Below are 23,839 nucleotides of genomic sequence, written 5' to 3'. Positions count from 1 at the left end.
GCCGAGGGGGCGGTGGAGGCCGGGGTGGGGTGGTGGAGGCCGGGGTGGGGCGGTCAGGTCGTCAGGACGGCCATTGCCGCGTTGTGGCCGGGGATGCCGCTGACGCCGCCGCCGCGCGGTGCGCCCGCGCCGCAGAGCAGGACGTTGGGGTGGCCGGTGGCGACGCCCCAGCGGGCGGCGGGGGTGTCGTCCACGTGGTCCTCCGCGTACGGGAAGGACAGGTCGCCGTGGAAGATGTTGCCGCCGGGAAGGCGGAGGTCGCGTTCCAGGTCCAGCGGGCTCTTCGCCTCGATGCAGGGGCGGCCGTCGGCGTCGTGGGCCAGGCAGTCGGCCAGCGGCTCCGCGAGGTGCGCGTCCAGTTGCTCGACGGTGGCCCGCAGCAGGCTCTCCCGTTGTGCGTCGTTGTCGCCGGCGAAGAGGCGCGCCGGGGTGTGCAGCCCGAAGAGCGTGAGGGTCTGGTAGCCCTGGCGTACGAGGTCGGGGGCGAGGATGGACGGGTCGGTCAGGGAGTGGCAGTAGATCTCGCTGGGCGGTGCCGTGGGGAGCGCACCGGCCGCGGCCTGTTGGTAGGCCGTCTCCAGCTGTTCGTACCCCTCCGCGATGTGGAAGGTGCCGGAGAACGCCTCTCGGGGGTCGACGCCGCCGTCCCGTAGGCGCGGCAGTCGCGTCAGCAACATGTTGACCTTGAGCTGGGCACCTTCGGCCGGCTCCGGCGGCTGCTCCCCGAGGAGCCCGGCCAGCGCCTCGGGGGAGGCGTTCACCAGCACGTGGCGGGCGCCGAACGTGCCTTGCTCACAGGTGACTTCGGCTGCCGTGCCGTCCGTGGCGAGCCGGGTCACCTCATGGCCGGTGGCGATCTCGGCGCCGGCCTGCCGTGCGGCCCGGGCCAGCGCGTCCGTGAGCGCCCCCATGCCGCCGAGCGGCACGTCCCAGTCGCCGGTGCCGCCGCCGATGACGTGGTACAGGAAGCAGCGGTTCTGCCGCAGCGTCTCGTCGTGCGCGGCGGCGAAGGTGCCGATCAGGCCGTCGGTGAGGACGACGCCGCGTACGAGGTCGTCGGCGAAGGTCTTCTCGATGGTCTCGCCGATCGGCCGCTCGAAGAGGGCCTGCCAGGCGTCCTCGTCGTCGATGCGGGCGCGGAGCTCCGCACGAGTGGGCAGCGGTTCGGTGAGGGTCGGGAAGACGCGCGCGGCGACCCGCGCCGTCGTCCCGTAGAAGCGTTCCCAGGCCTCGTACTCGCGGTCCGAGCCGGTCAGCGCTTCGAACGCGGCACGAGTGCGGGCCGGACCGCCGCCCACGAGGAGCCCGGTGGGCCGGCCGTCGCGGTCGGTGGGGGTGTACGAGGAGACGGTGCGCTTCCGAACGGCGAAGCGCAGCCCGAGATCCTGGACGATCTTCGGCGGCAGCAGGCTGACAAGGTAGGAGTAGCGCGAGAGCCGGGCGTCGATCCCGGCGAAGGCCCTGGTGGAGACGGCCGCGCCACCGGTGTGGTCGAGCCGTTCCAGTACGAGCACGCTGCGCCCGGCGCGGGCGAGGTACGCGGCGGCGACGAGACCGTTGTGCCCGCCGCCGACAATGATCACGTCATAGGACGTCCGTTCCGGCATGTCTCTTGGTAGCACGGGGCGATCACAACCGGCCAGAGGTCGGCCTCCCTCCGGTAGGGCAGCGCTCCGAAACGTTCCCACCCGACCACGACCGGACACCTGGGCGGCGCCCGCACGTCACTCGGCCGACGCCCGCAGCGGCCGCACGGCCCCGGTACGCCTCAGCCTCCCTGCGTCCCCCGGTGCTGCCGGAGGGCCGCCACCCGGCGGTACAGGCCGACCGCCTCGGCCTCGCGGCCGAGCTGCTCCAGGCAGTGCGCCTCGTCGGTGCGGCTGGCGAGCGCGTCCGAATGATCGGGCCCGAGCACCCGCTCGCGGGCCTCGGCGACCTGCCGGTAGACCGACAGGGCCTCGTCCCAACGTTTCAGCCAGCCCAGCCCGACGGCGACCTCCCGGCGGCTGACGAGCGTGTCCGGATGGTCCGGACCGAGCGCCTTCTCGCGCAGCGCACACACCTCGCGGGCCTCGGCCAGCGCCTCCTCCCAGCGCCCGAGCCGCCCGAGGTTGACACCCAGACCGTGCCGCGCGCGCAGCGTCTCCGGGTCCTCCGGGCCCTGCGCCTCGGTGCGGGCCGCCACCAGGCCCCGGTAGAGCTCCAGCGCCTCCGCGCTGCGGCCCAGCCGCCCGAGGCTTATCCCGACCTCGTACGTCGCGGCGAGCGTATCGGGATGGTCCGGGCCGAGCGCCTGGGAGCGCGCCGCGGCCACCTCCCGGTACGTGCGCAGCGCTTCGGGCCAGCGTCCCAACCGGCCCAGGGTGTACGCGACCTCGTGGCGCGTGACCAGGGTCTCGGGGTGGCGCTCGCCGAGCACCCGGGCGCGCGCGGCGGCGACCTCGCGCGCCATCTCGTAGGAGTCCTCCAGGCGTCCGAGGCGGCTGAGGTTGTAGGCGAGGTTGTGGCGGCAGCGCAAGGTGTCGGGGTGGTCGGCGCCCATCGTGCGGTCACGGGCCGCGAGCACCGAGGTGTAGACCTGGTGCGCTTCGAAGTGGCGGCCGAGGCGGCCGAGTACGTATGCGGTCTCCTGGCGGGCGGCGAGCGTGTCGGCGTGCTCGGCGCCGAGCGTCCGCTCGCGGCCGGCCGCGACCGTCTCGTACTCGCGCAGCGCGTCGGCGAACCGGCCCGAGCGCGCCAGGGTGAAGGCCACCTCGAAGCGGCTGGCGAGGGTGTCGGCGTGGTCGGGCCCCAGCACGTGCTCCCGCTCGGCGGCGACCGCGCGGTGCGCCTCGCCCGCCTCCTCCCAGCGGCCCAGCCGGCCCAGGCTCAACCCGGCGTTGTGCCGCCCGGCGAGCGCGGCGAGCACCGCCGGTGAGGGCGTGGGACGCCCGCGGGCGGGCGGGACGCTGTCGGGGCCGCGCAGGTCGAAGCCGACGGTCCAGGAGCCCGTCAGTTCGCCGACGGCGCCGCGGGGCGGCGTGCGGAGCGTATGGACCGGCCGGGCCCCCGCGCCGATCCGCATGCCGGCCGTCCAGGCGGGCAGCCCCGCGGCGGTCTGCTGCGGGGCGCGCGCCGTGGCGATGCGCTTGCCCAGTTCGGCGGCGTCGCGCGGGCGGTCGTCGGGGTCCTTGGCGAGCAGGTCGAGGACGATGCGCTCGTAGGCCTCGGGCAGGTCGGGACGGCGCTTGCGGAGCGGTTCGGGCGCCGTGTCGCGGTGGCCCACGAGCACCGCCCAGGCGTCGTCGAATTCGAACGGCGGTGCCCCCGTTGCCAGTTCGTACAGTACGCAGCCCAGGGAGTACAGGTCGCTGCGGTGGTCGATGGTGCCGCCCGCGATCTGCTCCGGCGACATGTAATGCGGCGTGCCCATCGCGACGCCGGTACCGGTGAGGCGGGCGGTGAAGCCGATGTCGTGGCCGAGCCGGGCGATGCCGAAGTCGCAGATCTTCACCGTCCCGTCCGCTATCCGGACGATGTTGGCGGGCTTCAGGTCCCGGTGCACGACCGCCTGCTCGTGCGTGTACGCGAGCGCTGCCGACACCTGGTCGGCGATGTCGGCGAAGTCCGGCACGGGCAGCGGATTCCGGCGGTTGTCCTCCAGAAGCTGGCTGAGATTGCGCCCGTCCAGCAGCTCCATGACGATGTACAGAATGCCGTCGTCCTCGCCGAAGTCGTGCACGACGGTGATGCCGCGGTGCTGCAGCCCGGCGGCCACTCGCGCCTCGCGGCGGAACCGCTCCCGCAGCACCCGCATGAACGACGCGTCCTGCTGCTGCCCCAGCGGCTTGAGACACTTGACCGCGACCCGGCGGCCCAGGGACTCGTCCCGGGCCCGCCACACCTCGCCCATCCCCCCGCGCCCGATCAGATCGATCAACCGGTAACGGCCGTGGATCAGCCTGCTCTCCCCCATCGCCTGCCGCCGCCCCCGTCCCCGTAATCAGCCTCGTGGCTCCCCCTGAGCACCGTGAGACCTCAGTATGGCGGCCGGGCGGCACAGCTTGTAGGCCGACGGGCGCGTGCCGGGTCCGAGTCTGGCCACCGCGCGGAGGATGTGTTTCGGGGGCAGTTGCCAGCGCACGGTCGCGGGGACCGACCGCAGCACCCGTCCTGCGACGCGCAGCTTCCGGTCCACCGTGTCCGGAGGCGGTGCCGGTCTGCCGTACAGCTCGTGCGCATACGGGGGGAGCGCTTCGTACGCCAAGGAAGCCACCTGGCGCCAGAGCAGCGCGCGGACGGGGAGCAGCGGAAGGGGGGCGGGCGGCCGCCGCAAGAAGTCGTCGACGGCCGCCGCTTCGGGGGTCGCGGCCAGTTCGGACCTCACCTCTTCGAAGTACGCGGCGAGCTGCGCCCGGTCCCCTGGAACGGTGGCGGGGTCGAGCCCTACGAGTCGGGCGGCGGTGCGGTTCTCCCGTATGTACGCGTCGCCGGCGGCCCCGTGAAGGGCGGCGCTCGCGGCGTATCCGGAGCGGCGGACGACCTCCAGGTAGGAGTCGATCTCGGCGCAGTGCACCCACAGGAGCAGCCCCGGCTCGTCGATGGGGTAACGCTCGCCGGTGGCGGGGTCGGCGGCGGTCAGCCCGCGGTGGATCCGGCGGACCGCGGCCCCGGCCCGCTCGGCGGCCTCCGTGGTGCCGAAGGTGGTGGTGCCGACGAACCCGGCGGTGCGCATCAGCCGCCCCCAGGCGTCCCGCCGGAAGTCGGAGTTCTGCATGACGCCCCGAACGGCGCGCGGATGCAGCGCCTGGAGGTAGAGCGCGCGGACGCCCGCTATCCACATCATCGGGTCGCCGTGCAGCTGCCAGGTCACGGAGTCCGGCCCGTAGAGCCCGGGGTCCGCCTTCGAGGGCCGGCCCCCGCTCGCCTTCGGGGCCCGCCGTCCGGCCCTCCCGAGGTCTTCGTCCGCCACCGCCGTACCCCCTTCGCCCGTACGGGATCACCTGCGTACGCGGGGCATCCCGAGGCCGATCCAGGAGATGATCTCCCGTTGGATCTCGTTGTTGCCGCCGCCGAACGTGAAGATGACGGCGGACCGGTAGCCACGCTCCAGCTCGCCATGGAGCACCGCGCCCGCCGAGCCCTCCTTCAAGGGTCCCGCGGCGCCGACGACCTCCATCAGCCAGGCGTAGGCGTCGCGCCGCGCCTCCGAGCCGTAGACCTTGACGGCGGAGGCGTCCTGGGGGGTGAGGGTGGCGCGCTGGAGCGCGTCGACCATGCGCCAGTTCAGCAGCCGCAGCGCCTCCAGCTCGGTGTGCGTGCGGGCCAGCCGGGCGCGTACCCAGCCCAGGTCGATGACGCGCCGGCCGTCCGCGAGCTTGGTCTCCATAGCCCAGCGTTGGACGTCGTGCAGGGCGCGGATCGCCATCGTGCCGTGTGCGGCGAGCGTGACGCGCTCGTGGTTGAGCTGGTTGGTGATGATCCGCCAGCCCTCGTTCTCCGCGCCGACCCGGTGGCTCACGGGGACGCGAACGTCCTCGTAGTAGCTGGCGGTGGTGTCGTGGGAGGCGAGGGTGTTGATGAGGGTGCAGCTGTAGCCGGGGTCGTCGGTGGGCACGAGGAGCATGGTGATGCCCTTGTGGGGCGGCGCCTCGGGGTCGGTGCGGACGGCCAGCCACACCCAGTCGGCGGTGTCCCCGTTGGTGGTCCAGATCTTCTGCCCGTTGACGACGTAATGGTCGCCGTCCCGTACGGCGCGGGTCTTCAGGGCCGCGAGGTCGGTGCCAGCGTCCGGTTCGCTGTACCCGATGGCGAAGTCCAGCTCGCCTGAGAGGATCTTCGGCAGGAAGTACGCCTTCTGCTCCTCGGTGCCGTACTTCATGATCGTCGGACCGACGGTGTTCAGCGCCATCAGGGGCAGCGGAACGCCCGCCTGGGCCGCCTCGTCGAAGAAGACGAACTGCTCGACGGGGGTGAGGCCGCGGCCGCCGTACTCCTGCGGCCAGCCGACGCCGAGCCAGCGGTCGGCGCCCAGCCGGCGGATCGTCTCCCGGTAGAAGCGTTTCTGATCGGCCGGCGCCGCGTAGCGCGCGTACGCGTTGTCCGGCACCAACTCGGCGAAGTAGGTCCTCAGCTCGGCGCGTAGCCGCTGTTGTTCGGGCGTGTATTCGAGGTGCACGGCCCCTCCCTGTCCCGGTCCCGCGGTCCGTAGGGTCGCCCGCACGGTAGAACGCGTTCCAGTAATACGGAAGGGGCAGGGACCGTCGGAAGCCCCGCAGGGCGTGTGTCCGCCCCGGCCGCCCTACGGACGGGCCAGGCCGGACTTCCTCCGCGCGCAGGCCGCCGGGTGTTCTGAGAGGGTCGAGCCATGCTGCGTACCGTCCGGGCGGTCGCCGGCCACTGGACCACCGCCCTTCCCGTCCTCTCCGTCGTCCTCCTCGCGCTCTCCTGGGGCCGTTCGCTGCCCGGCCCGGTCGTGGCCCTCGTGGCGTGCTTCCTGGCCGGCGCCGTCCTGGCGGCGGTGCACCACGCGGAGGTGGTCGCCCACCGGGTGGGCGAGCCTTTCGGGTCCCTCGTGCTCGCGGTGGCGGTGACCATCATCGAGGTGGCGCTGATCGTCACCCTGATGACCGACGGCGGGGACAAGGCCGCCTCCCTCGCCCGGGACACCGTCTTCGCCGCCGTGATGATCACCTGCAACGGCATCGTCGGACTGTCCCTGCTGATCAGCGCGGTGCGGCGACGGGTCGCCGTCTTCAACGCCGAGGGCACCTCGGCGGCGTTCGGGACGGTGGCCACGCTCGCCGGGCTGAGCCTTGTGCTGCCCACGTTCACCACGAGCAAGCCGGGACCGGAGTTCGCCCCGGCCCAGTTGGGGTTCGCGGCGCTCGCCGCCATCGTGCTCTACGGGCTCTTCGTGACCACCCAGACCAGGCGCCACCGCGACTACTTCCTGCCCGTCACCTCGTCCGGCCAGGTCGTCGACGAGGACGACCACGCCGACCCGCCCAGCCGCCGGGTGGCCCTGGCCAGCCTGGGGCTGCTGGCCCTGGCGCTGGTCGGGGTGGTGGGGCTCGCCAAAGGGGTCTCCCCCACCATCGAGGCCGGCGTGGCGGCCGCCGGTCTGCCGGCCGCGGTGGTCGGCATCGTGATCGCACTGCTGGTGCTGCTGCCGGAAACCATCGCCGCGGTGCGCGCGGCCACCCGCGACCGGGTGCAGACCAGCCTCAACCTCGGCCTCGGCTCCGCCATGGCCAGCATCGGCCTCACCATCCCCGCGGTGGCCGCGGCGTCCATCTGGCTGGCCGGCCCGCTCGTCCTCGGCCTCGGCGCGACCCACATGGTGCTGCTCGCCCTCACGATGATCGTCGGCACCCTGACGGTCATTCCCGGCCGCGCCACGCTCCTCCAGGGCGCCCTCCACCTCGCCCTGCTCGCGGCGTACCTGGAGCTGGCCGTGACGCCCTGAGAGCCCCGGTGGAGCGCCGCCGTGGCGCACCCGGTGCCCGGCCCCGGGCAGGTCAGCTGCGGGCGCGCTGGGTCGCCGCGATGCAACCGAGGACGATCAGGGCCGCGACGGGCGCCGGCGGAGAGGGCTCTTCGCCCATCAGCAGGACCGACCACACGAGGGTGAGCAGAGGCTGCGCGAGCTGGATCCGACTCGCCCTGGGCACCCCGATGGCGGCCGTCCCGCGGTACCACATGACGAAGCCGCCGAACTGGGAGACGGCGGCGATGTAGGCCATGCCGAGGACCGCCTGGTCCGTGAGGTGCACCGGCTCCGTGGGCAGGGCGAAGGCGGTGACCAGGGCGGACACCGGCAGCGCCGCGACGACGCCCCAGGCGATGACCTGCCAGCCGGGCATGTGGGACGCGAGCCGGCCGCCCTGCGCGTACCCCCGCGGCGCACACCAACAGGGCGGCGAAGAGGTACGCGTCCCCGAGGGTCGGCAGGCCGTGACTCTGCTGGAGGGTGAACCCGGCCACGGTGAGCGCACCGAATCCGGCGGCCGCCCAGAAGAGGCGCGAGGGGCGCCGGCCGGTCAGGACGGTCGAGACGACCGCGGTGGCCAGCGGCAGCATGCCGATGACGACGGCCGAGTGCGCCGTGATGGAGGTCTGCAGGGCCAACGTGGTCAGCAGGGGGAAGCCGATGACGCAGCCGGCGGCCACCGTGAGCAGACCGGGCCAGTGCCGTCGTGCCGGTACCGGCACCCGCGCCGCACACAGGCAGACCGCGGTGAGCAGGCCCGCCAGCAGGCCGCGGCCGCCGAAGCGCCCGCCCCGCACCTGCGGCTGAGCTACGTCAGCGCACCGGGCACCGCGCAACTGGAGGACGGCGTGCACCGCCTCCACCGGGCCCTCGTCGAGACCTCCGCGCTCCCGGCGGACCAGCCGCCCCCGGGGGCCGAGTCCTCGCCGGGTCCCCGTTGCCACTGATACGGAGGCCGACGGACACCGCCGTGCACCCGTCACAGCGACGGGGGTTCGTCCTTCGTGTCCGTACGGTCCTGCACGCGCGCGGGTTCCTGTGCGTTCGTGCGGCCCGAACGGCGCCGCAGGTGCAGGTGGGGTCCGTGCGGCAAGTGCGGCGTGTGCTCGCCGCGTTCGGGGCGGGACCGCGCCACGGTCTCCGCCTTCAGGGCCCGTTCGGCAAGCCCCGTCGGCACCGCGTGCACCCGCCCGCTGTCGCAGTGCGGGCAGACGGGTGAGGTGAGCGGGGAGCGCACCTTGCGCCCCTCGATGCGGTACGCCTGGGAGCGACGGCCCTCGGCATCGGTGACGATCACGATGTCGTAGGTCTGCTTCCAGGCATGCCCGCATCCGGTGCAGCTGAATGCGTACGTCTGCCGCAGGTCACCGGGTTCGGTCATCGCTCGCTCCCTTGTGACCGACGCGCCGCGTCCGGCGCCGTCGCTCCAGGCAGCCATCATCACGCGCCCGGAGGCGTCCCGCAACGCTCGCGGTGACCGGGCGGGGCCGCCCGGAGGCACGCCCGGAGCGGCGCCGTCCGCCGTCGGGCCGCTTCGGCGCCCGGCGGACGGCTCCGCTGCGCCCGGCTCAGCACATCTTGTAGTCGGACCGCGTGGAGTTGTACGAGCAGGTGTCCTGGACGCGACCGGCGGACGTGCGCAGCGTCGCGGTGTCCCTGTCGTTGTTCCAGACGTAGGCGGCCCGGCCCTGATAGCGGGTGGCCTGGGTGTTGCTGCCCTTGCCGGTGCGCACGGTCACGGTCTTGCCGGAGCCGAGGGAGTACGTACCGAAGGTGTACTTGTGGCGCGAGGCGTCCACCAGCGTCCAGCCCTTCAAGCTCACGCTCCGGCCGGTGGTGTTGCGTATCTGCACGTACTCGGCGTTCAGGCTGGAGTTGGAGCGGGTGTCCTTGCCCGGGCTGTCGTAGTAGATCTTGTACAGATGGACCGAGCCGGCCGCCTCGGCCTGGGCGGGCAGGGCAAGGATCCCGGCGCACGCGGCGGCGGTCACCGCGGTGGCGAGCGTACGTGTACGAAGCAACGCGCATCCTCAGATGTCGGGCCGAGCCCCGGAAGGACTCAGCAGGACACCAGAATATCGAACTAGTCGAACATTCAGCGGTTTTTCTGTGAAATGTGTGAAGGTGATGAACTCGGCTCCTTTGGCCAATACTTTCTGCACGACCGAAGGAGACGAGGACACACGATGCGTTATGCCGACGGCCCGAAGGCCGAGTGCGAGATACGGATCGCGGCCGCGGCGCCGCGGGTCTGGGGGCTGGTCAGCGACATCGGCCTGCCCGCCCGGTTGAGCCCCGAACTGCAGCGGGTGGAGTGGCTGGACGGCGCCACCGCGCCCGCTGTCGGCGCACGCTTCGCCGGACACAACCGGCACCCGAAGATCGGCGAGTGGCGGACCGTCTCGCAACTGGTCACCGTTGCCGCCGGGCACGAGTTCGGTTGGGCGGTCCTGGACACCGCCGGCCGGTTCGGCGCACCCGTCACGGACCCTGCGCAGGCGCTCGCCACCTGGCGCTTCACCCTGACGCCCGCCTTTGGGGGCGTCCTGCTGCGGCACTCCGTACGCATCGGGCCCGGCGCCTCCGGGCTCAGCACGGTCATCGCCCGGATGCCCGACCGCGAGGAGCACCTCATAGAGGCTCGCCTCGCGGAGCTCCGTACGGGCATGACGGCCACTTTGGAGGGCGTCAAGGCGCTCGCGGAGGCATAGGCCGTACGCGCCCCGCCCCGCCCCCGCTCGCCACGCCTTCCCGCACTTCCGCGCGTTGCCGGTGCGACATCCGTGCGCCATCCAGGTATTTGCAGCGGTTTGCAGCGAATGCCACCGGGTACTCGATGATCGCTCCGGCACCCGTGCCGGACGAGACGACCGGCAAGACCGGGAGGCGCACATGCGCGACGCAGACCCGAGGTACGAACCGACGCCCTCGCAGGCCGAGGGCGAGCGCCAGGAGCCGGAGCGCGGACGACCGGAAGGCTCCGGGCGCAGCCGCGACATGCCCCGCACCACGCCGTCACAGGCGGAGGGCGACGACACGGACCGGGACACGGAGCGGCACCGCGACCGGTGATCCGGCCGGGACCGGCACGGAACCGTACCGGTCGCCCCAGAGGCCCGCTGCCTACCGAAGGCCGGACACCTTGAAGACCAGGCGCGCCGTCTCACTGTCGACCTGCCGCGTCAGTTGCCGCAGCACGGTCGCACCGCAGAGCAGGAGCCCGCGCTCGGCCGCCCTCCGGGTGCCCGCCTCGACGAGCCGCCAGAGCGCGGGGTCCCCCGTCAGCACCGCCGGATCGATCTCGACCCGGCCCCCGCACACGTCACGCAGCACCAGCCGCTGCGCGACCCCGTCCGTCCTGCGGACCGAGACCAGCAGGTCGGTACGGACCCGCCGCTCCCGCAGCAGCCCCCGTACGGCCAGCCGGCCGGGGCCCGCGGTGACGCGGGGCGGCAGCAGCACGGCGAACAGCAGCACCGCAAGCACCCCCCACAGTGCGGCCCGCAGGGGCGTCAGCCGCCCCGACGCGCTGTCGAGCAGGAGCAGAAGCCCCAGGAACGCCGCGGCGTACCGGCAGGCGTCCCGTAGTCCGGCGGCCCACCGGCGGTCCCGGACGGACGCTTCAGGCGGCTGCGGACACTCGTGGCGGCTGCACTCCATGCGTCGACGGTAAGGACGCCGCCGGCCGCCGCACTCCCCCTTGATGCCGTACTGACACCGCAACGGGCCTGCTTTGACGGCCCCTTGACGCCCCACCACTGAGGTGGTGATACCCCGCGCACACGGTGACGCCCCGACCGGTCGCCGACGGTCCGGCATTCGTCAGAACGCGTCAGCATTCCGTCAGGAGCGTCCCGCTCACCGTCAGCGTCCCGTCATGGACCACCGGGCCGGCCGTCGTCCCGGACATACCGTCTGCAGCGGCCCCGGCTCGCCCTCACCGCGTCGGGGCCGCTGCCACCCACCTCGTACCACCTGGAGAACGCCATGGCGGAGAGCCTGTTCACCGAAGACCCGGAGCCCCTCGAACACGTCCCGGCCGGGCCGCTGTACGTGCCCGTCCGGCCGGGACCCATGGGCTACGCGGCCCGCCTGTGCCGTACGCCGCTCGGCTGCCGCACGGCCGTCGGCTTCACCTCGGAGCACCGGCTCGTGGGGGCGCTCGGCCCCGGCGTGGCGTGGATCCGGCTGGCCGAGCCGGCGCTGCGCGCCCTCGTCGCCCCGCTGGGCGTCACCCGCATCACCGTCGACCCCCGCTTCGCCGCACCGAACCCGCACGCCGCCAGGCCCCACCGCACCGACGTCCCCGACCGCACCGCCGCGCCGGCCGCCCCCTTCCTCCTTCGGGGGCGCGCCGCATGACCACCGTAGGACTGCCGCCCGCCGCACCCGTGGCGGGCGATCCCGCCGGGCCGGCCGAACTGTCCGTCTGGCCCTCCTCCACCGTTCCGCTGTCCACCGGGGACCTGGCCGTGGGCGGCGTGCCGCTCGCCGAGGCCGCCGAGCGCTTCGGTACGCCGCTCTACCTGCTCGACGAGGACGAGGTACGGACCCGCTGTCGTACGTACGTGCACGCCTTCCCCGATGCCGACATCCGGTACGCGGCCAAGGCCTTCCTGTGCCGGGCCATGGCGCGCTGGGTGGCCGAGGAAGGGCTCGGGCTGGATGTCTGCTCGGCGGGCGAGCTGGAGCTGGCGGTCGCGGCGGGCGTGCCGCCCGAGCGCATCCTGCTGCACGGCAACGCCAAGAGCCCGTACGACCTGGAGACCGCGCTCCGGCTCGGCGTGGGTCGCATCGTCATCGACAGCCCCTCGGAGATCGCCCGCCTCGCGGCCGCGGCCGGCGCCGCGCGGACCCGCGTGAAGGTCATGGTCCGAGTGGTGCCCGGGATCACCGCCGGGGCGCACGAGAAGATCCGTACCGGCACGGGCGACCAGAAGTTCGGCCTGTCGGTCGCGGACGGCAGTGCGCAGCACGCCGTCGCCCGGGTCCTCACCCAACCCGGCCTCGAACTGGCCGGACTCCACTGCCACTTGGGGTCACAGATCACGAGCACCAAGCCCTATCTCGCCGCGGTGCGCCGGATGGTGGGGCTGATGGCCCGCGTCCGCGACACCCATGGCGTGGTGCCGCCCGAGCTGGATCTCGGTGGCGGGCACGGCATCGCCTACCGGCCGGGCGAGCCCGCGCTGGACGTCCCGGCGCTCGCCAGGAAGGTACGCGCCGAGCTCATCGAGAGCTGCGCGACGGCCGGCCTCACCGTGCCCCGGCTCGTCATCGAACCGGGACGGGCCATCGCGGGCCCCTCGGGCGTCGCGCTGTACCGGGTGCTCGCCGTCAAGCGCACCGAGGCGCACACCTTCGTGGCCGTGGACGGCGGGATGAGCGACAACCCGAGGCCTGCGCTCTACGGGGTGCGCTACGCGCCGCGCCTCGTAGGACGGCACTCGTACGCCGAGCCCGCCCCGGTGACCGTGGTCGGCCGGCACTGCGAGGCCGGTGACGTGCTCGCGGCCGGTGTGCCGCTGCCCGGCGACGTCCGGCCCGGCGACCTGCTCGCCGTGCCGGCTGCCGGCGCGTACCACCTGTCCATGGCCTCCGCCTACAACCTCGTCGGCCGCCCGCCGGTGGCCGCCGTGCGGGACGGTGCGGTGCGCCTCCTCGTACGCCGCGAGACGCTGGAGGATCTGCGCAGCCGCGACATCGGCAGCTAGCCCTCCTCTCCGGCGAAGAGCTGACGAGGCAAGCGAGGCCGGGTGGCGCCATCATGGCACCACCCGGCCTCACGCCGTCACCCGACGACCGTCGCAACATGACGAAAGGACAGCCAAGGACAGCCAACCGCCGTACGTCGGCACACCGAACGGCGGCGGCGCCTTCACACCTTGCCATGGCGCCATCATGGTGCCATATTGGCGCCATGGACCTCACGCCCTACGTCGACACCCTCCGGCGGGAGCTCGCAGTGGCCGCCGACGCAGGCGGAGAGGCCGCACGCAAGCTGGCCGAGCGGCTCACCGCTCCCCTGGAGCGGGCCGTCCGGCTCACCCTGCTGAACGCGCTGTCCGACGCCATGGACGAGGTCACTCGCGACCTGGCCCCGGGCTCGGTGGACGTGCGGCTCCGCGGGCTCGACCCCGAGTTCGTGGTGAGCTCGCCGCGGACACTCCTGCCACCCGGCCCGGCGGACGGCAAAGACGGCGGCACGGCCCGCATCAACTTCCGTCTGCCGGCCCACCTCAAGACCCGGGTCGAGGAGGCCGCCACGGCCGAAGGGCTGTCGGTCAACGTCTGGCTGGTACGGGCCGTCACCACGGCCCTGGAGCCGCCGGCGCGCGACCGGTGACCCGCTCGACTTCTCTGCTTCTCCACTCCTGATGGAGGCCATACACCATGACCGACGCCACCTCTGACGCCCTGCCCGACGCCAGGCCCGCAGCGCTTTCGCCGCTGTCCGGGCTGCCGGCCTCGCGTCCGGCGGGCTGCCCTTTCGACCCGCCCGATGCGCTGGGGCGGCTGCGCGCGGAACGGCCGTTGCGCCGGATGCGTTACCCGGACGGGCACCTGGGCTGGCTGGCCACCGGCCACTCGGTGATCCGCGCGATAGCCGGCGACCCGCGCTTCAGCTCCCGGTACGAGTTGCTGCACCACCCGATGCCGTACGAGGGCACGCCGGAGATCGGGCCGGCCCCGGTCGGCGACATGACCGGGATCGACCCGCCTCACCACACCCGCTACCGGCGGCTGCTGATGGGCAAGTTCACGGTCCGCCGGATGCGGGCGCTCACCGAGCGCGTGGCACAGGTAGTCGCCGAGCACCTGGATGCGATGGAGCGTCAGGGGCCGGCGGTGGAGCTGGTGACGGCGTACGCGTATCCCGTACCCGCCCTCATGATCTGCGAGCTGCTGGGAGTGCCCGTCGCCGACCGCGACCGCTTCCAGCGCCAGGCCGCCGCCGTGTTCCGTACCGATGCCCCGGTGGCGGAGCAGTTCGCGGCCCTGTCCGCGCTGCAGGAGCTGATCGGTGAGCTGGTGGTGGCCAAGCGTGCCCGGCCGACCGACGACCTGCTCAGCGACCTGACCACCACGAACCTGACCGACGAGGAGCTGGCCGGCCTGGGCGGGTTCCTGCTGGCCGCCGGGCTCGACACCACCGCCAACATGCTGGCGCTCGGCACCTTCGCACTGCTGGAACATCCCGAGCAGGCGGCCGCCCTGCGCGCCGACCCCGGCCTCGCCGACCAGGCCGTCGAGGAGCTGATGCGGTACCTGACCATCGCCCACACCGGGGCACGGGCAGCGCTGGAGGACGTCGAGCTGGACGGTCAGTTGATCAGGGCCGGGGAGACGGTCACGCTGTCGTTGCAGGCCGCCAACCGGGACCCGCAGCGGTTCCCCGACCCCGACACCCTCGACCTGCAGCGCAAGGCCATCGGGCACCTCGCGTTCGGCCACGGCATCCACCAGTGCCTGGGGCAGCAACTGGCCCGTGTCGAGATGCGGGTCGCCTTCCCCGCCCTCTTCACCCGCTTCCCCACGCTCCGCCTCGCCGTTCCGCGGGAGGAGGTACCCCTGCGCACCGACTCCGACATCCACGGAATCGAGAGCCTGCCCGTCACCTGGGACACGGAGTAACCCTGACCAGCCGAGCGCATCGGGATTCAGCCGAGGGCGTCGAGCGCGGCCAGGATGTCGGCCGGCTCGGCGCGGGTGGTGTAGTCGGTGTCCGCGAAGGCCCATCGGATGGTGCCGGACCGGTCGATGACGTAGGTGGCGGGCAGCGGCAGGGTGCGGGCGTGACCGCCGTTGACGTGCTGCAGGTCGAAGCCGAGCCGGTCGTAGACGGCCGCGAGGTCGTCGGGCAGGTCGAAGGCGAGGCCGTAGGTCTTGGCGACGGCGGAGCCGATGTCGCTCAGCACGTCGAAGGCGAGTGCGTGCTTCTCGGCGAGCGAGAGCGACTCGTCGGGGATCTGCGGGGAGACGGCGAGGAGGCGGGCGCCGCGTTCGGTGAGGGCGTCGTGGTGCTGCTGGAGGGAGCGCAGCGCGATGTTGCAGTACGGGCACCAGGCGCCGCGGTAGAAGGTGAGGACGACGGGCCCCTGGGCGAGCAGCTCGCCGAGCGTCCTGGTGTCGCCGGTGGCGGTGGGCAGGGTGAAGTCGGGGGCCTGGGCGCCGGCGGCGAGGGCGCGGTCGGCCTGGCCGGAGGCGGCGAGTTCGGCGCCGGCCCGCTGCATGATCTCTCGCACCTCGGCGGGGATCTGCTGCTGGCGGGCTTCGTAGAAGGTGCGCAGTTCTGCGTTGAGGGACATGGGTGTGACCTTCCGTGGGCGCTGGGTGCGTGGCCCCGGCCGGGAGGAGCCGGGGCCACCCAAAACTTGGAATGACTGTTTCAAGATAAGGGCAAGCGGCGCCTCCTGCCAACACAACGTTCTTCAGCGGGATTTACGGAGTGACGGCTTTACAGCGTGGTGAACGGACGGTGGTCGGCCAGGGCAAGCGCGCGCAGGAAGGCCGCGGTCTTGACTGCCCGGCGAGCCAGGAAGCGACGCGCCGACGAGCCGTGCGAGCCGTATGCCGCCGTCCACAGTGGGGGTATGCGGTTCATGCGCTCAGGGTGGAAGCGACGGCGGGCCGTGCGCCGGGATCCTGGACGAACCTGGACGGGCGCCTTCCCGCGGCCCTGTACCTGCAGGCCGCACGGAGTTATCTTGGAACCCCTGTTTCAAGTTGGTGAGGTGGGCCATGCCGGACGTCAAACACTTCGACCCGGACGCGGCGCTGGAGACCGCGCTGCTGTTGTTCTGGCAGCAGGGCGTCGCCTCGACCGGGATCCAGGACGTCGTGGCGGCGACCGGACTGAATCGCTCCAGCCTGTACGCCACCTTCGGCGGCAAGCAGGAGCTGTACCTGGCCGCGCTGCGCCGCTACCTCGAACACCGCTCGCAGCCGATGTTCCGCCGGCTCGCCGAGGACGAGCGGGGCCTGCCCGCCATCGAGGAGTTCTTCGGCGGCCTGATCAGGGCGCGCTGCTCGGGCGCCTACGCACGGTGGGGCTGCATGGTCTCCAACGCGCACGCGGGCACGGAGAACGGGGACGCGGAGGTCGCCCGCATCCTGGACCGGCACCATCGCGGGCTGCGCGACGCTCTGCACGCCGCCCTGGTGACAGCTCAGGCGCGCGGACAGCTGACGGACGGTGCCGATCCGGCAGCGGCGGCCGACGTGCTGGCTCTGGTCGCCTACGGGGTGAACCTGCGCTCCCGTGCCGGGGCGAGCGCCCGCTCCCTCAAGCGCAGCGTGACCACCGCGCTGCAATCGATCGGGGCGCCCGCACCGGCGGCGGCGTAACTCCCACGCACGACGTGAGCGGGGCGGACGGGAGACCGTCATCCCGTCCGCCCCGCTCACGCGCGCCTCATCAAGGGGCGGATCCCGCCACGGGCTGCGGCAGTTCGGCCCGGACGCCCTCGTCACCGGCGTCGGCCGTGTAGTCCGACGGCGACGTCTCATCGACGCCCTCGGGAGCCTTCAGCGCCTTGAGGACGCAGGTGAGGGCCACGGTCACGACCGCGTTCAGCACGAACGCCGTCAAGCCGATGTAGCCGATCTCGCCGATGCCCGGGATCTCCTCTGCGGAGCCGCCGAAGTGTTTCTGGGCCGGGGAGGCGACGCCGTACGCGGCGAGGGTGCCGTACGCCATGCCGGCCGCCCAGCCGGCGAGCAGCGCCCACCGGTGGAACCAGCGCGTGAACAGGCCGCCGACCAGGGCCGGGAAGGTCTGCAGGATCCAGATGCCGCCGAGCAGCTGGAAGTTGATGGCGACGGTCTTGTCCATGGTGAGGACGAAGGCGAGCGCACCGACCTTCACCAGGAGCGAGACCAGCTTGGAGACCTTGGTCTCCTGCTCGGCCGTCGCGTGCGGCTTGAGGAGGTCCTTGTAGACGTTGCGCGTGAACAGGTTCGCCGCGGCGATGGACATGATGGCCGCGGGGACCAGCGCGCCGATGCCGATCGCCGCGAACGCGACGCCCGTGAACCAGTCCGGGAACATGTCCTCGAACAGCTGGGGGATCGCCAGCTGACCGTTGTCGACCTCGACCCCGGCCGCGATCGCCATGAACCCGAGCAGCGCCAGCAGTCCCAGCATCAGCGTGTACAGGGGCATCACGGTGGTGCTGCGGCGGATCACATTGCGGTTCTTCGACGACAGGGTCGCCGTGATCGAATGCGGGTACATGAACATCGCCATCGCGGAGCCGAGCGCGAGCGTCGCGTACGTCCACTGGGCCTCGGACCCGCTGACGAGCGCGCCGCGCGGGGCGCCGGTGGCCGGGTTGGTCTGCGCGAAGGCGCGGTGGGCGGCGGCGAAGATGTCGTCGAAACCGCCGAGTTTGATCGGGATGTAGACGATGGCGACGGTGATGACGAGGTAGATCAGCGTGTCCTTGACGAACGCGATCATGGCGGGGGCGCGCAGCCCGGCCGAGTAGGTGTAGGCGGCGAGCACGGCGAAGGCGATGAGCAGCGGCAGGTCCTTCATGAACCAGTTGGTGTGTTCACCGCCGCCGACGCCCAGCACGTCCAACACGGCCTGGATGCCGACCAGTTGGAGGGCGATGTAGGGCATCAGGGCGAGGATGCCGGTGAAGGCGACCGCGAGCGAGAGACTCTTGGAGCCGAAGCGGCCCCGCACGAAGTCCGCGGTGGTGACGTAGCCGTGGCGGTGCGAGACCGACCACAGGCGCGGCAGGAACGTGAAGATCAGCGGGTAGACCAGGATCGTGTAGGGCACCGCGAAGAAGCCGGCGGCGCCCGCGGCGTAGATCGCGGCCGGTACGGCGACGAAGGTGTAGGCGGTGTAGACGTCGCCGCCGAGCAGGAACCAGGTGATCCAGGTACCGAAGGAGCGGCCGCCCAGCCCCCATTCGTCCAGCGACGCCGCGTCATCGGGCTTGCGCCAGCGCGTGGCCAGGAAACCCATGACCGTGACGACCAGGAAGAAGAAGAGGAACACGGCGAGCGCGACGCCGTTGACGCCGTCCTTCATGTGACCTCACTTCCGTTGTGGGACGAGGCAGTTGCGGACACGGGAGCTCCGATCGTGTGGTGCGGCGGGGTCGCGGGGGGGGCGGGCCTGACTACGGGCGGGCGGGGACCGGCGCGTCGTGCAGCAGGCTGTCGAGTTCGGCGTCGAGCGGGGTCTTGTCGGTGGCTTCCCGCGCGGCCTGGGGGTTGCTGCCGCGGGCCAGTACGGCTACGCCTGCGGCAGCCATCGGAAGGGCGACGAAGACCGCGGCGGTGCGCATGCCGCCGGGGGCGGAGAGCACGAGAGCGATCAGAGGCGGGCCGAAGGCGCCGCCGGACTTGCCCACGGCCGCCACCCAGCCGCCGGCGGTGCCGCGGATCGCGGTGGGGAAGATCTCGGCCGTGTACGGGCCCAGCAGGGCGATGACACCGGCGGTGCCGGCGAACAGCAGCATGACAGCCGCCAGGGTGAGGGGGCCGCTGTCGTCGAGGCCGAGGACGGCCAGGGCGACGAGGGACGCGACGGTCAGGCCGGCGTAGAGGACCATGGTGTTCCTGGCCGACCAGCGGGTGTAGAGCCAGGCGGCCAGGGCGCAGGTGGGGATGGCCAGCAGGGAGGAGAGGAACAGCAAGGTGGCAGCGGACATGCCGTGGCTGTGCGAGGCCTCCAGCTGGCTGGGCAGGAAGGTGATGAAGCCCCAGTAGACCAGTCCCCAGGCCAGGCCGTAGGCGGTGACGATCAGGGTTTTGGTGGTCTGCGGGCGGCGGAAGAGGGTGGCGGCCGGTACGCGGGTGGCGCGCTCCTTGCCCGCGCTGAAGGCTGCGGACTCCGGGATCCACCGATTCAGGGCGATCAGCAGCAGAACCGGGGGGAGTTGGGCGAACCACAGCATGCGCCAGCCGCTGAGCGGCAGCAGCAGCGCGGCGAGCCCGGAGGCGGCCATGTAGCCGCCGGTGGTGGTCAGTCCGGCCTGCAGCACCATGATCGCGGCGCGGCGCCCGGGAGGAAGGCTCTCGGTCATCAGCGCGTAGACGACGGGCAGCATGCCGCCGGCGGCCATGCCCATCATGGCGCACATGATGAGGTTGCCGCTGAAGCTGGGCATCGCGCCGCACACCGTCGTCCCCAGGAAGAGCAGGGAAGCGATGAGGATGGTGGCGCGTCGGCCGATCCGGTCGGCGGCCCGCCCCCAGATGAGCGAGCCGAGTACGGTGCCGGTCAAGGCGACGGTGGGCAGCCAGGCCACGTCGGCGGCGCTGAGGTGGTACTCCTGGCGCATGCCGGGGGACACGAAGGCGAGGGTGGCGGGCTTCATCTGGTCCACGATGAGCGCGAAGCTCAGGATGGCGATGAGCCGACGACGGCCGGCCGTGGTCGTTTCGGCGCCCGGTGCCGGGGCGGAGCGGGCGCCGGCGGGCTGCCGCAGCGCCAGGGCGGACAGCACGACGCCGACCACGATGGCCACCATCGCCGCCCACATGGCGGGGGTCATGGTCATCATCGACATGTCGAAGTCCATGGGGGCGCACTCCAGGAACATCCACAGGTGCTCGATGACGCCGGCGGACGTCAGGGCGACGCCGCTCCAGAACAGGACGGGGCGGGGTATCAGGGAGGCGGGCGGCGGGGCGGTGGTCATCGTCAACTCCTGTACCGGTCAGACGTGTTGAGGCGACTGAGGAAGGGTGGCGCCCGGGGTGGGCGGCTGCTCGGCGCGCGGCGCCGGCGGGTCGGTCCGTTCCTTGAGGCCCAGCACCACCGGCCAGCGGGCGTCGTCGGGAGCGACCACGAGGAAGCGGGCGTAGTAGCTGTCGAAGAACGACAGGACGAACATCGGCAGCAGCGTCCAGATCGCCACCTGTTCGAGATGGGTGTTGCCGGTCAGCGCCGCGATGATGACGACGACGAAGACGTTCGGGTACGTCATGGCGGTGTAGTCGTCCAGGCTCTGGACGTGGCCGCGCCGCTTGCACACCGCGGCGACCAGCCGCAGCCCCACCGCGACTCCCACCGCTGTGGGCGCGTACGCGGTGCAGCCGCCCAGGTCGAGCTTCAGGGTGACCAGCACGATGAACGCGGTGAGGATCAGCACGGCGACATAGCCGTAGCGTTCGCCGAACTTGGCGGTGCGGATCGGTGCGCGGCGCCGCAACCGGCCGACCAGGACGAAGGCGGCGGCGACCACCCCGGTGGAGGCGGCCGCGCTGATGGCGACGGCCTCCCCCACCCCCTCGCGCAAGGTCAGCGCGAGCACGGCGGAGAAGGAGCCGGCGGCGGCCAGCGAGGAGAGCAGCACCTGGGCGAACGTCGGCATGATCATCCCGCCGAGGCAGCGGCTGACCGTCATCGCGACCACCGAACCGGGCGTCGCCAGGAAGATCGCCGCGGTGACCGCCGTACTGGTCGGACCCGCGTCCCACCAGCGCAGCGCGAGCGCGAGCGCGACGGGCAGGGCGAGGTAGCGCACCGCGACCGAGCGCACGATGCCCCGGTCGGTGACGAACTCGCGGGCCCGCTCCAGTTCGACCCGGCACATGGTGATCACACTCGCCACCACCAGCAGCGCAAGCAGTACGAGGGGCGAGGTGGTCACGTGCAGCCCGGCCCAGTTGCCCAGCAGGCCGGCGGCCAGACCGGCGCAGAAGACCTTGGGGTGGTTGACGACGATCCAGTCGTAGACCATGTTCATGGTCTCGTTCTCGTTCTTGACGTAGGACGGGATCCGGTCGCCCTGGAGCATCTGCGAGTTGGGCAGCCGCAGGTCGTAGGACTCCTCGGCGGGGCGGTCGAGGATGAACCGGCAGATCAGCTCGACGACGTACTTGTGCGACACCACGCACACCGTCTCGCCGCGCCGCAGCGCGGGCAGCAGTTCCTGCTCGTAGAAGGCGCGCACCCGCCCCGTGAACTGCGCGAAGCTCTCCCCGCCCTGCTGGGTGGGGCTGTCGGCGTTCATGGCGCGCTCGTACTCGGCGATGCCGTGGCGGCGCTGGAGGATCGACTTGCTCTCCAGGGTGTAGCTGCCGAAGTCGCGCTCCATCAGCCGGGCGTCCACCGTGTGCGCGGGGCCGGCGCCGTCCTCCTCGCCGAAGATGATCCCGGCGGTCTCGTAGGCGCGGGTGAGCGGGGAGACGAAGACGCGGTCGAAGTGCCGGCCCCGGTGGCGGCGGGCGACCTGCTCGGCCTGGATACGGCCCAGGAACGTCAGCGGGGCGTCGCGCTGGCCGGCGATGCGGTGCACGGAATTGCAGGTCGACTCGCCGTGCCGGACCATGCACAGCCGGCTGAGCATCTCCTGGTCGGGCGGGGTCTGCGGCGTGGTGGCGGACACGGTCAGGACTCCCTCTTCGGCGCGTGCTTGACCTGCTCGGCGTACGGGGAGTCCCAGCGCGCCAGCTGCGTGATGTCGCACAGGTTGTGCACCGCGTGCTTCTCCACCAGCGTCGTCAGCAGCGACACGAGACGGCGGGCCTGCTCGTCGGTGAGGGAGAACTCGCGGGCGACGGCGACGGTGAAGTCGGCCAGTTCGTCCGCGCGGACGCTGCGGTACTTGTCCCGGCTGGTGCGGTCCACGGCGTGCAGGTAGTCGAGGGTGGCCGGGTAGGCGCGTTCGCGGGCGTGGGCGAGCAGGCGCTCGCGGAGCCGGGCGGCGTCGCGGTCCGGCAGCGGCGGGACGAGGTCGGCGACGATCCAGTCGGTGGAGCGCACCAGGCAGTGGTGGACGTCCTCGGGGATGCGCACCTCGTGCGGGGTGTTCTCGTCCATCCGCCGCAACACCTCCATGGCCGTGTCGAAGCACTGGTTGCGCAGCGTGCCGATGCTGAAGACGAACGCGCCGAGCCGGCCGCGTCGGGTGGTCTCGTCGCCCTGGCGCATCGGCCCGACGCAGAACAGGCCGTCGGTCACCGCGCCGTCGGCGCCGATGAGCTGCCCGTGCGCGCCGACCTCGATGCCGCGGTGCGTCGTGGTCTGGGGCCGGGCGTACCGGTGCTGCCGGACCAGGCCGGTCCACAGGGGGTTCCCGGTGTGCTCGTAGTCGGTGTTGTTGCCCAGGCAGTTGACGACCCGGTCGACGACCGCGTCCGGCCGGTCGGCGAAGACCACGCGGATCTTCGTGCCGTCCTCGGCGGGGCGCATGTCCTGGATGGCGGCCGAGATGGTGTGCACGGTCTGCGGGGCGCCGTTGAAGCCGCGCATCCGGTCGCGCACCACGCCGCCGATCTCGCGCACCGTGCTGGTGCGGTGGGTGACGATCAGGCTCTTGTACCTGTCCAGCAGCGCCCGCACGTCGCCGGCGTCCATCCGGGAGATCAGCTCGATGACGTAGGGCTCCCAGGCCTTCATCACCCGCTCCGCGAAGATCGCGTCCGGCACGCCCTCGCCGTGCTCGGCCCGCAGATGTGCGAACTCGGCCGTCACCCCCTCGACCACGACGTCCGGGGTGAGCTCGGCCGCGTCGAGGAACGGGGGCCGGCGGGCCTGCCAGATGTCGTGCTCGTGGTCGACCGGGTAGGTGTCGTGCATGTGGCCGCCACGGGAGCAGATGAGGATCTGCCCCCGGTGGCCGGAGTGCACGAGCGAGACGACGGTGTCGAACGCGGACAGCGCCGAACCGGTGACCAGCACGGTCTCCTCGGCGCCCACCTCCTTGAACCGCTGCTGCGCGTCGGGCGCGTACGGGTCGGCGATGAACCGCTGGTGGCCGCGGATGCGGTGGTAGAAGGGCGCCTGTACGGGGGCGAGGTGTCCGGTGGCCAGGATCAACTGGTCCGCTGCCAGCTCGTGCACGCCGGCGGATTCGCACGTCGTGTCGGCGTACTTGACGACGTAGCCGCCGTGCCCGGTGGCCCGCACGTCGATCGTCTCGCCGCTCAGCTCGCGCAGGGTGACGTCGGCGCGTGCGTCGGCGACGGCGCCGCGCAGCCGCTCGGCCAGGTACTGGGAGAAGATGCGCCGCGGCACCACGCAGGCGACCCCGAAGGTGTGGTACTGCCACTTCAGCGGCCACGCGGAGCGGTCCGCTTCGGCGTTCGCCCACTCCAGGAAGTCTTCGGGGCGCTCGCGCCGCAGGGTGATCCGCCCGGCCTGGATGTTGAGCATGTGCTCCCAGTTGGTGGCCGCGCGGCCGAAGGCCAGGCCTCCGTAGCGGTAGCCCTCTTCGCGTTCCAGCAGGCAGATCTCCAGCGGTCCGGTGGCGAACTGGAGCAGCCGGATCGCGGTGAGGGTGCCGGAGAATCCGGCACCGACGAGGACGACGCGCCGCATCCGGGCCGCCGTCGCGGTCGGGTCGGACTCCGTGCCCATGGTCGTCGTGTGCATGGTCCTGTCTCCTCGGGTGTGGG

General features: G+C 72.3%; 22 protein-coding genes and 1 pseudogene. 9 read left to right on the top strand and 14 right to left on the bottom strand.

What is annotated here, in order from left to right; genetic code table 11:
• Positions 1-53: 53 nt before the first annotated feature.
• The 4 genes from IF20_RS24095 to IF20_RS24080 form a co-directional block, all read right to left on the bottom strand.
• The gene (locus tag IF20_RS24095; RefSeq protein WP_052867363.1) at positions 54-1,607 is read right to left on the bottom strand and encodes a phytoene desaturase family protein; all 1,554 of its coding nucleotides are present in this window, start codon (positions 1,605-1,607) and stop codon (positions 54-56) included.
• Between the two features lie 161 nt (positions 1,608-1,768).
• Positions 1,769-3,955 carry a serine/threonine-protein kinase gene (locus tag IF20_RS24090; RefSeq protein ID WP_052867362.1) on the bottom strand — a complete coding sequence of 729 codons (2,187 nt, stop codon included), beginning with the start codon at positions 3,953-3,955 and terminating at the stop codon, positions 1,769-1,771.
• A 27-nt stretch (positions 3,956-3,982) separates the two neighbouring features.
• Positions 3,983-4,852: an oxygenase MpaB family protein gene (locus tag IF20_RS24085; RefSeq protein ID WP_052867414.1), complete on the bottom strand. Its 870-nt coding sequence runs from the start codon at positions 4,850-4,852 to the stop codon at positions 3,983-3,985.
• Between the two features lie 126 nt (positions 4,853-4,978).
• Positions 4,979-6,157: an acyl-CoA dehydrogenase family protein gene (locus IF20_RS24080; protein WP_052867361.1), complete on the bottom strand. Its 1,179-nt coding sequence runs from the start codon at positions 6,155-6,157 to the stop codon at positions 4,979-4,981.
• A gap of 189 nt (positions 6,158-6,346) precedes the next feature.
• On the opposite strand from IF20_RS24080, the gene IF20_RS24075 reads away from it, so the two are divergent.
• Positions 6,347-7,447, top strand: coding sequence for a calcium:proton antiporter (locus IF20_RS24075; RefSeq protein ID WP_052867360.1), 1,101 nt, complete (start codon positions 6,347-6,349; stop codon positions 7,445-7,447).
• 52 nt (positions 7,448-7,499) lie between these two features.
• Here IF20_RS24075 and IF20_RS24070 read toward each other — a convergent pair.
• Positions 7,500-8,268, bottom strand: a pseudogene (locus IF20_RS24070) (DMT family transporter).
• Here IF20_RS24070 and IF20_RS40065 point away from each other — a divergent pair.
• Positions 8,170-8,418: a hypothetical protein gene (locus tag IF20_RS40065; protein WP_234426799.1), complete on the top strand. Its 249-nt coding sequence runs from the start codon at positions 8,170-8,172 to the stop codon at positions 8,416-8,418. The pseudogene IF20_RS24070 and the gene IF20_RS40065 overlap by 99 nt on opposite strands.
• A gap of 32 nt (positions 8,419-8,450) precedes the next feature.
• Here the strand turns inward: IF20_RS40065 and IF20_RS24065 are convergent, their stop codons facing one another.
• Together IF20_RS24065 and IF20_RS24060 are read right to left on the bottom strand one after the other, a co-directional pair.
• Positions 8,451-8,852 carry a hypothetical protein gene (locus IF20_RS24065; protein WP_052867359.1) on the bottom strand — a complete coding sequence of 134 codons (402 nt, stop codon included), beginning with the start codon at positions 8,850-8,852 and terminating at the stop codon, positions 8,451-8,453.
• Positions 8,853-9,039: 187 nt separating this feature from the next.
• Positions 9,040-9,492 carry a lamin tail domain-containing protein gene (locus IF20_RS24060; RefSeq protein ID WP_052867358.1) on the bottom strand — a complete coding sequence of 151 codons (453 nt, stop codon included), beginning with the start codon at positions 9,490-9,492 and terminating at the stop codon, positions 9,040-9,042.
• 165 nt (positions 9,493-9,657) lie between these two features.
• On the opposite strand from IF20_RS24060, the gene IF20_RS24055 reads away from it, so the two are divergent.
• Positions 9,658-10,182: an SRPBCC family protein gene (locus IF20_RS24055; protein WP_052867357.1), complete on the top strand. Its 525-nt coding sequence runs from the start codon at positions 9,658-9,660 to the stop codon at positions 10,180-10,182.
• 181 nt (positions 10,183-10,363) lie between these two features.
• Positions 10,364-10,543: a hypothetical protein gene (locus tag IF20_RS24050; protein ID WP_052867356.1), complete on the top strand. Its 180-nt coding sequence runs from the start codon at positions 10,364-10,366 to the stop codon at positions 10,541-10,543.
• Positions 10,544-10,594: 51 nt separating this feature from the next.
• Here the strand turns inward: IF20_RS24050 and IF20_RS24045 are convergent, their stop codons facing one another.
• A complete protein-coding gene (locus IF20_RS24045; RefSeq protein WP_052867355.1) occupies positions 10,595-11,131 on the bottom strand; it encodes a hypothetical protein in 537 nt (178 codons plus the stop codon).
• Between the two features lie 327 nt (positions 11,132-11,458).
• Here IF20_RS24045 and IF20_RS24040 point away from each other — a divergent pair, with 327 nt between their 5' ends.
• The 4 genes from IF20_RS24040 to IF20_RS24025 all read left to right on the top strand — a co-directional run bounded on the left by IF20_RS24040 (position 11,459) and on the right by IF20_RS24025 (position 15,106).
• Positions 11,459-11,833 (top strand): SAV_915 family protein, encoded by a 375-nt coding sequence (locus IF20_RS24040; protein WP_234426794.1) that lies wholly within the window; start codon positions 11,459-11,461, stop codon positions 11,831-11,833.
• Positions 11,830-13,185 (top strand): diaminopimelate decarboxylase, encoded by a 1,356-nt coding sequence (lysA, locus tag IF20_RS24035; RefSeq protein ID WP_052867354.1) that lies wholly within the window; start codon positions 11,830-11,832, stop codon positions 13,183-13,185. Before IF20_RS24040 ends, lysA begins: the two co-directional genes overlap by 4 nt.
• Before the next feature lie 206 nt (positions 13,186-13,391).
• Positions 13,392-13,817 carry a hypothetical protein gene (locus IF20_RS24030; protein WP_052867353.1) on the top strand — a complete coding sequence of 142 codons (426 nt, stop codon included), beginning with the start codon at positions 13,392-13,394 and terminating at the stop codon, positions 13,815-13,817.
• A gap of 47 nt (positions 13,818-13,864) precedes the next feature.
• Positions 13,865-15,106 (top strand): cytochrome P450, encoded by a 1,242-nt coding sequence (locus tag IF20_RS24025; protein ID WP_110944477.1) that lies wholly within the window; start codon positions 13,865-13,867, stop codon positions 15,104-15,106.
• A gap of 26 nt (positions 15,107-15,132) precedes the next feature.
• Here IF20_RS24025 and IF20_RS24020 read toward each other — a convergent pair whose 3' ends face one another.
• Together IF20_RS24020 and IF20_RS39315 are read right to left on the bottom strand one after the other, a co-directional pair.
• Entirely contained in the window at positions 15,133-15,780 is a 648-nt protein-coding gene (locus IF20_RS24020; protein WP_052867352.1) for a peroxiredoxin-like family protein, read from the bottom strand.
• A 149-nt stretch (positions 15,781-15,929) separates the two neighbouring features.
• The gene (locus IF20_RS39315; protein ID WP_199896719.1) at positions 15,930-16,076 is read right to left on the bottom strand and encodes a hypothetical protein; all 147 of its coding nucleotides are present in this window, start codon (positions 16,074-16,076) and stop codon (positions 15,930-15,932) included.
• A 137-nt stretch (positions 16,077-16,213) separates the two neighbouring features.
• Between IF20_RS39315 and IF20_RS24015 the strand changes: the two genes are divergently transcribed.
• Entirely contained in the window at positions 16,214-16,819 is a 606-nt protein-coding gene (locus IF20_RS24015) for a TetR/AcrR family transcriptional regulator (protein ID WP_052867351.1), read from the top strand.
• 70 nt (positions 16,820-16,889) lie between these two features.
• Here IF20_RS24015 and mctP read toward each other — a convergent pair whose 3' ends face one another.
• The 4 genes from mctP to IF20_RS23995 form a co-directional block, all read right to left on the bottom strand.
• Positions 16,890-18,518 carry a monocarboxylate uptake permease MctP gene (gene mctP / locus IF20_RS24010; RefSeq protein WP_052867350.1) on the bottom strand — a complete coding sequence of 543 codons (1,629 nt, stop codon included), beginning with the start codon at positions 18,516-18,518 and terminating at the stop codon, positions 16,890-16,892.
• Between the two features lie 91 nt (positions 18,519-18,609).
• Positions 18,610-20,136, bottom strand: a complete 1,527-nt coding sequence (locus IF20_RS24005) for an MFS transporter (RefSeq protein ID WP_052867349.1) — start codon at positions 20,134-20,136, stop codon at positions 18,610-18,612.
• A gap of 18 nt (positions 20,137-20,154) precedes the next feature.
• Positions 20,155-21,828 (bottom strand): histidine phosphatase family protein, encoded by a 1,674-nt coding sequence (locus IF20_RS24000; protein ID WP_052867348.1) that lies wholly within the window; start codon positions 21,826-21,828, stop codon positions 20,155-20,157.
• Between the two features lie 2 nt (positions 21,829-21,830).
• Positions 21,831-23,816, bottom strand: a complete 1,986-nt coding sequence (locus tag IF20_RS23995; protein WP_052867347.1) for an FAD/NAD(P)-binding protein — start codon at positions 23,814-23,816, stop codon at positions 21,831-21,833.
• Positions 23,817-23,839: the final 23 nt, after the last annotated feature.

The sequence above is a fragment of the Streptomyces niger genome, assembly GCF_000718305.1.
Classification (GTDB): domain Bacteria; phylum Actinomycetota; class Actinomycetes; order Streptomycetales; family Streptomycetaceae; genus Streptomyces; species Streptomyces niger.
Note: the sequence above shows the minus strand (reverse complement) of the source record. Positions and strands in the feature narration are given on the sequence as shown.

Coding starts and splice junctions, on each gene's coding strand:
- IF20_RS24095 (WP_052867363.1), bottom strand. CDS start 1,607: ATGCCGGAACGGACGTCCTATGACGTGATCATTGTCGGCGGCGGGCAC.
- IF20_RS24090 (WP_052867362.1), bottom strand. CDS start 3,955: ATGGGGGAGAGCAGGCTGATCCACGGCCGTTACCGGTTGATCGATCTG.
- IF20_RS24075 (WP_052867360.1), top strand. CDS start 6,347: ATGCTGCGTACCGTCCGGGCGGTCGCCGGCCACTGGACCACCGCCCTT.
- IF20_RS24065 (WP_052867359.1), bottom strand. CDS start 8,852: ATGACCGAACCCGGTGACCTGCGGCAGACGTACGCATTCAGCTGCACC.
- IF20_RS24055 (WP_052867357.1), top strand. CDS start 9,658: ATGCGTTATGCCGACGGCCCGAAGGCCGAGTGCGAGATACGGATCGCG.
- IF20_RS24050 (WP_052867356.1), top strand. CDS start 10,364: ATGCGCGACGCAGACCCGAGGTACGAACCGACGCCCTCGCAGGCCGAG.
- IF20_RS24045 (WP_052867355.1), bottom strand. CDS start 11,131: ATGGAGTGCAGCCGCCACGAGTGTCCGCAGCCGCCTGAAGCGTCCGTC.
- IF20_RS24040 (WP_234426794.1), top strand. CDS start 11,459: ATGGCGGAGAGCCTGTTCACCGAAGACCCGGAGCCCCTCGAACACGTC.
- lysA (WP_052867354.1), top strand. CDS start 11,830: ATGACCACCGTAGGACTGCCGCCCGCCGCACCCGTGGCGGGCGATCCC.
- IF20_RS24030 (WP_052867353.1), top strand. CDS start 13,392: ATGGACCTCACGCCCTACGTCGACACCCTCCGGCGGGAGCTCGCAGTG.
- IF20_RS24025 (WP_110944477.1), top strand. CDS start 13,865: ATGACCGACGCCACCTCTGACGCCCTGCCCGACGCCAGGCCCGCAGCG.
- IF20_RS24020 (WP_052867352.1), bottom strand. CDS start 15,780: ATGTCCCTCAACGCAGAACTGCGCACCTTCTACGAAGCCCGCCAGCAG.
- IF20_RS39315 (WP_199896719.1), bottom strand. CDS start 16,076: ATGAACCGCATACCCCCACTGTGGACGGCGGCATACGGCTCGCACGGC.
- IF20_RS24015 (WP_052867351.1), top strand. CDS start 16,214: ATGCCGGACGTCAAACACTTCGACCCGGACGCGGCGCTGGAGACCGCG.
- mctP (WP_052867350.1), bottom strand. CDS start 18,518: ATGAAGGACGGCGTCAACGGCGTCGCGCTCGCCGTGTTCCTCTTCTTC.
- IF20_RS24005 (WP_052867349.1), bottom strand. CDS start 20,136: ATGACCACCGCCCCGCCGCCCGCCTCCCTGATACCCCGCCCCGTCCTG.
- IF20_RS23995 (WP_052867347.1), bottom strand. CDS start 23,816: ATGCACACGACGACCATGGGCACGGAGTCCGACCCGACCGCGACGGCG.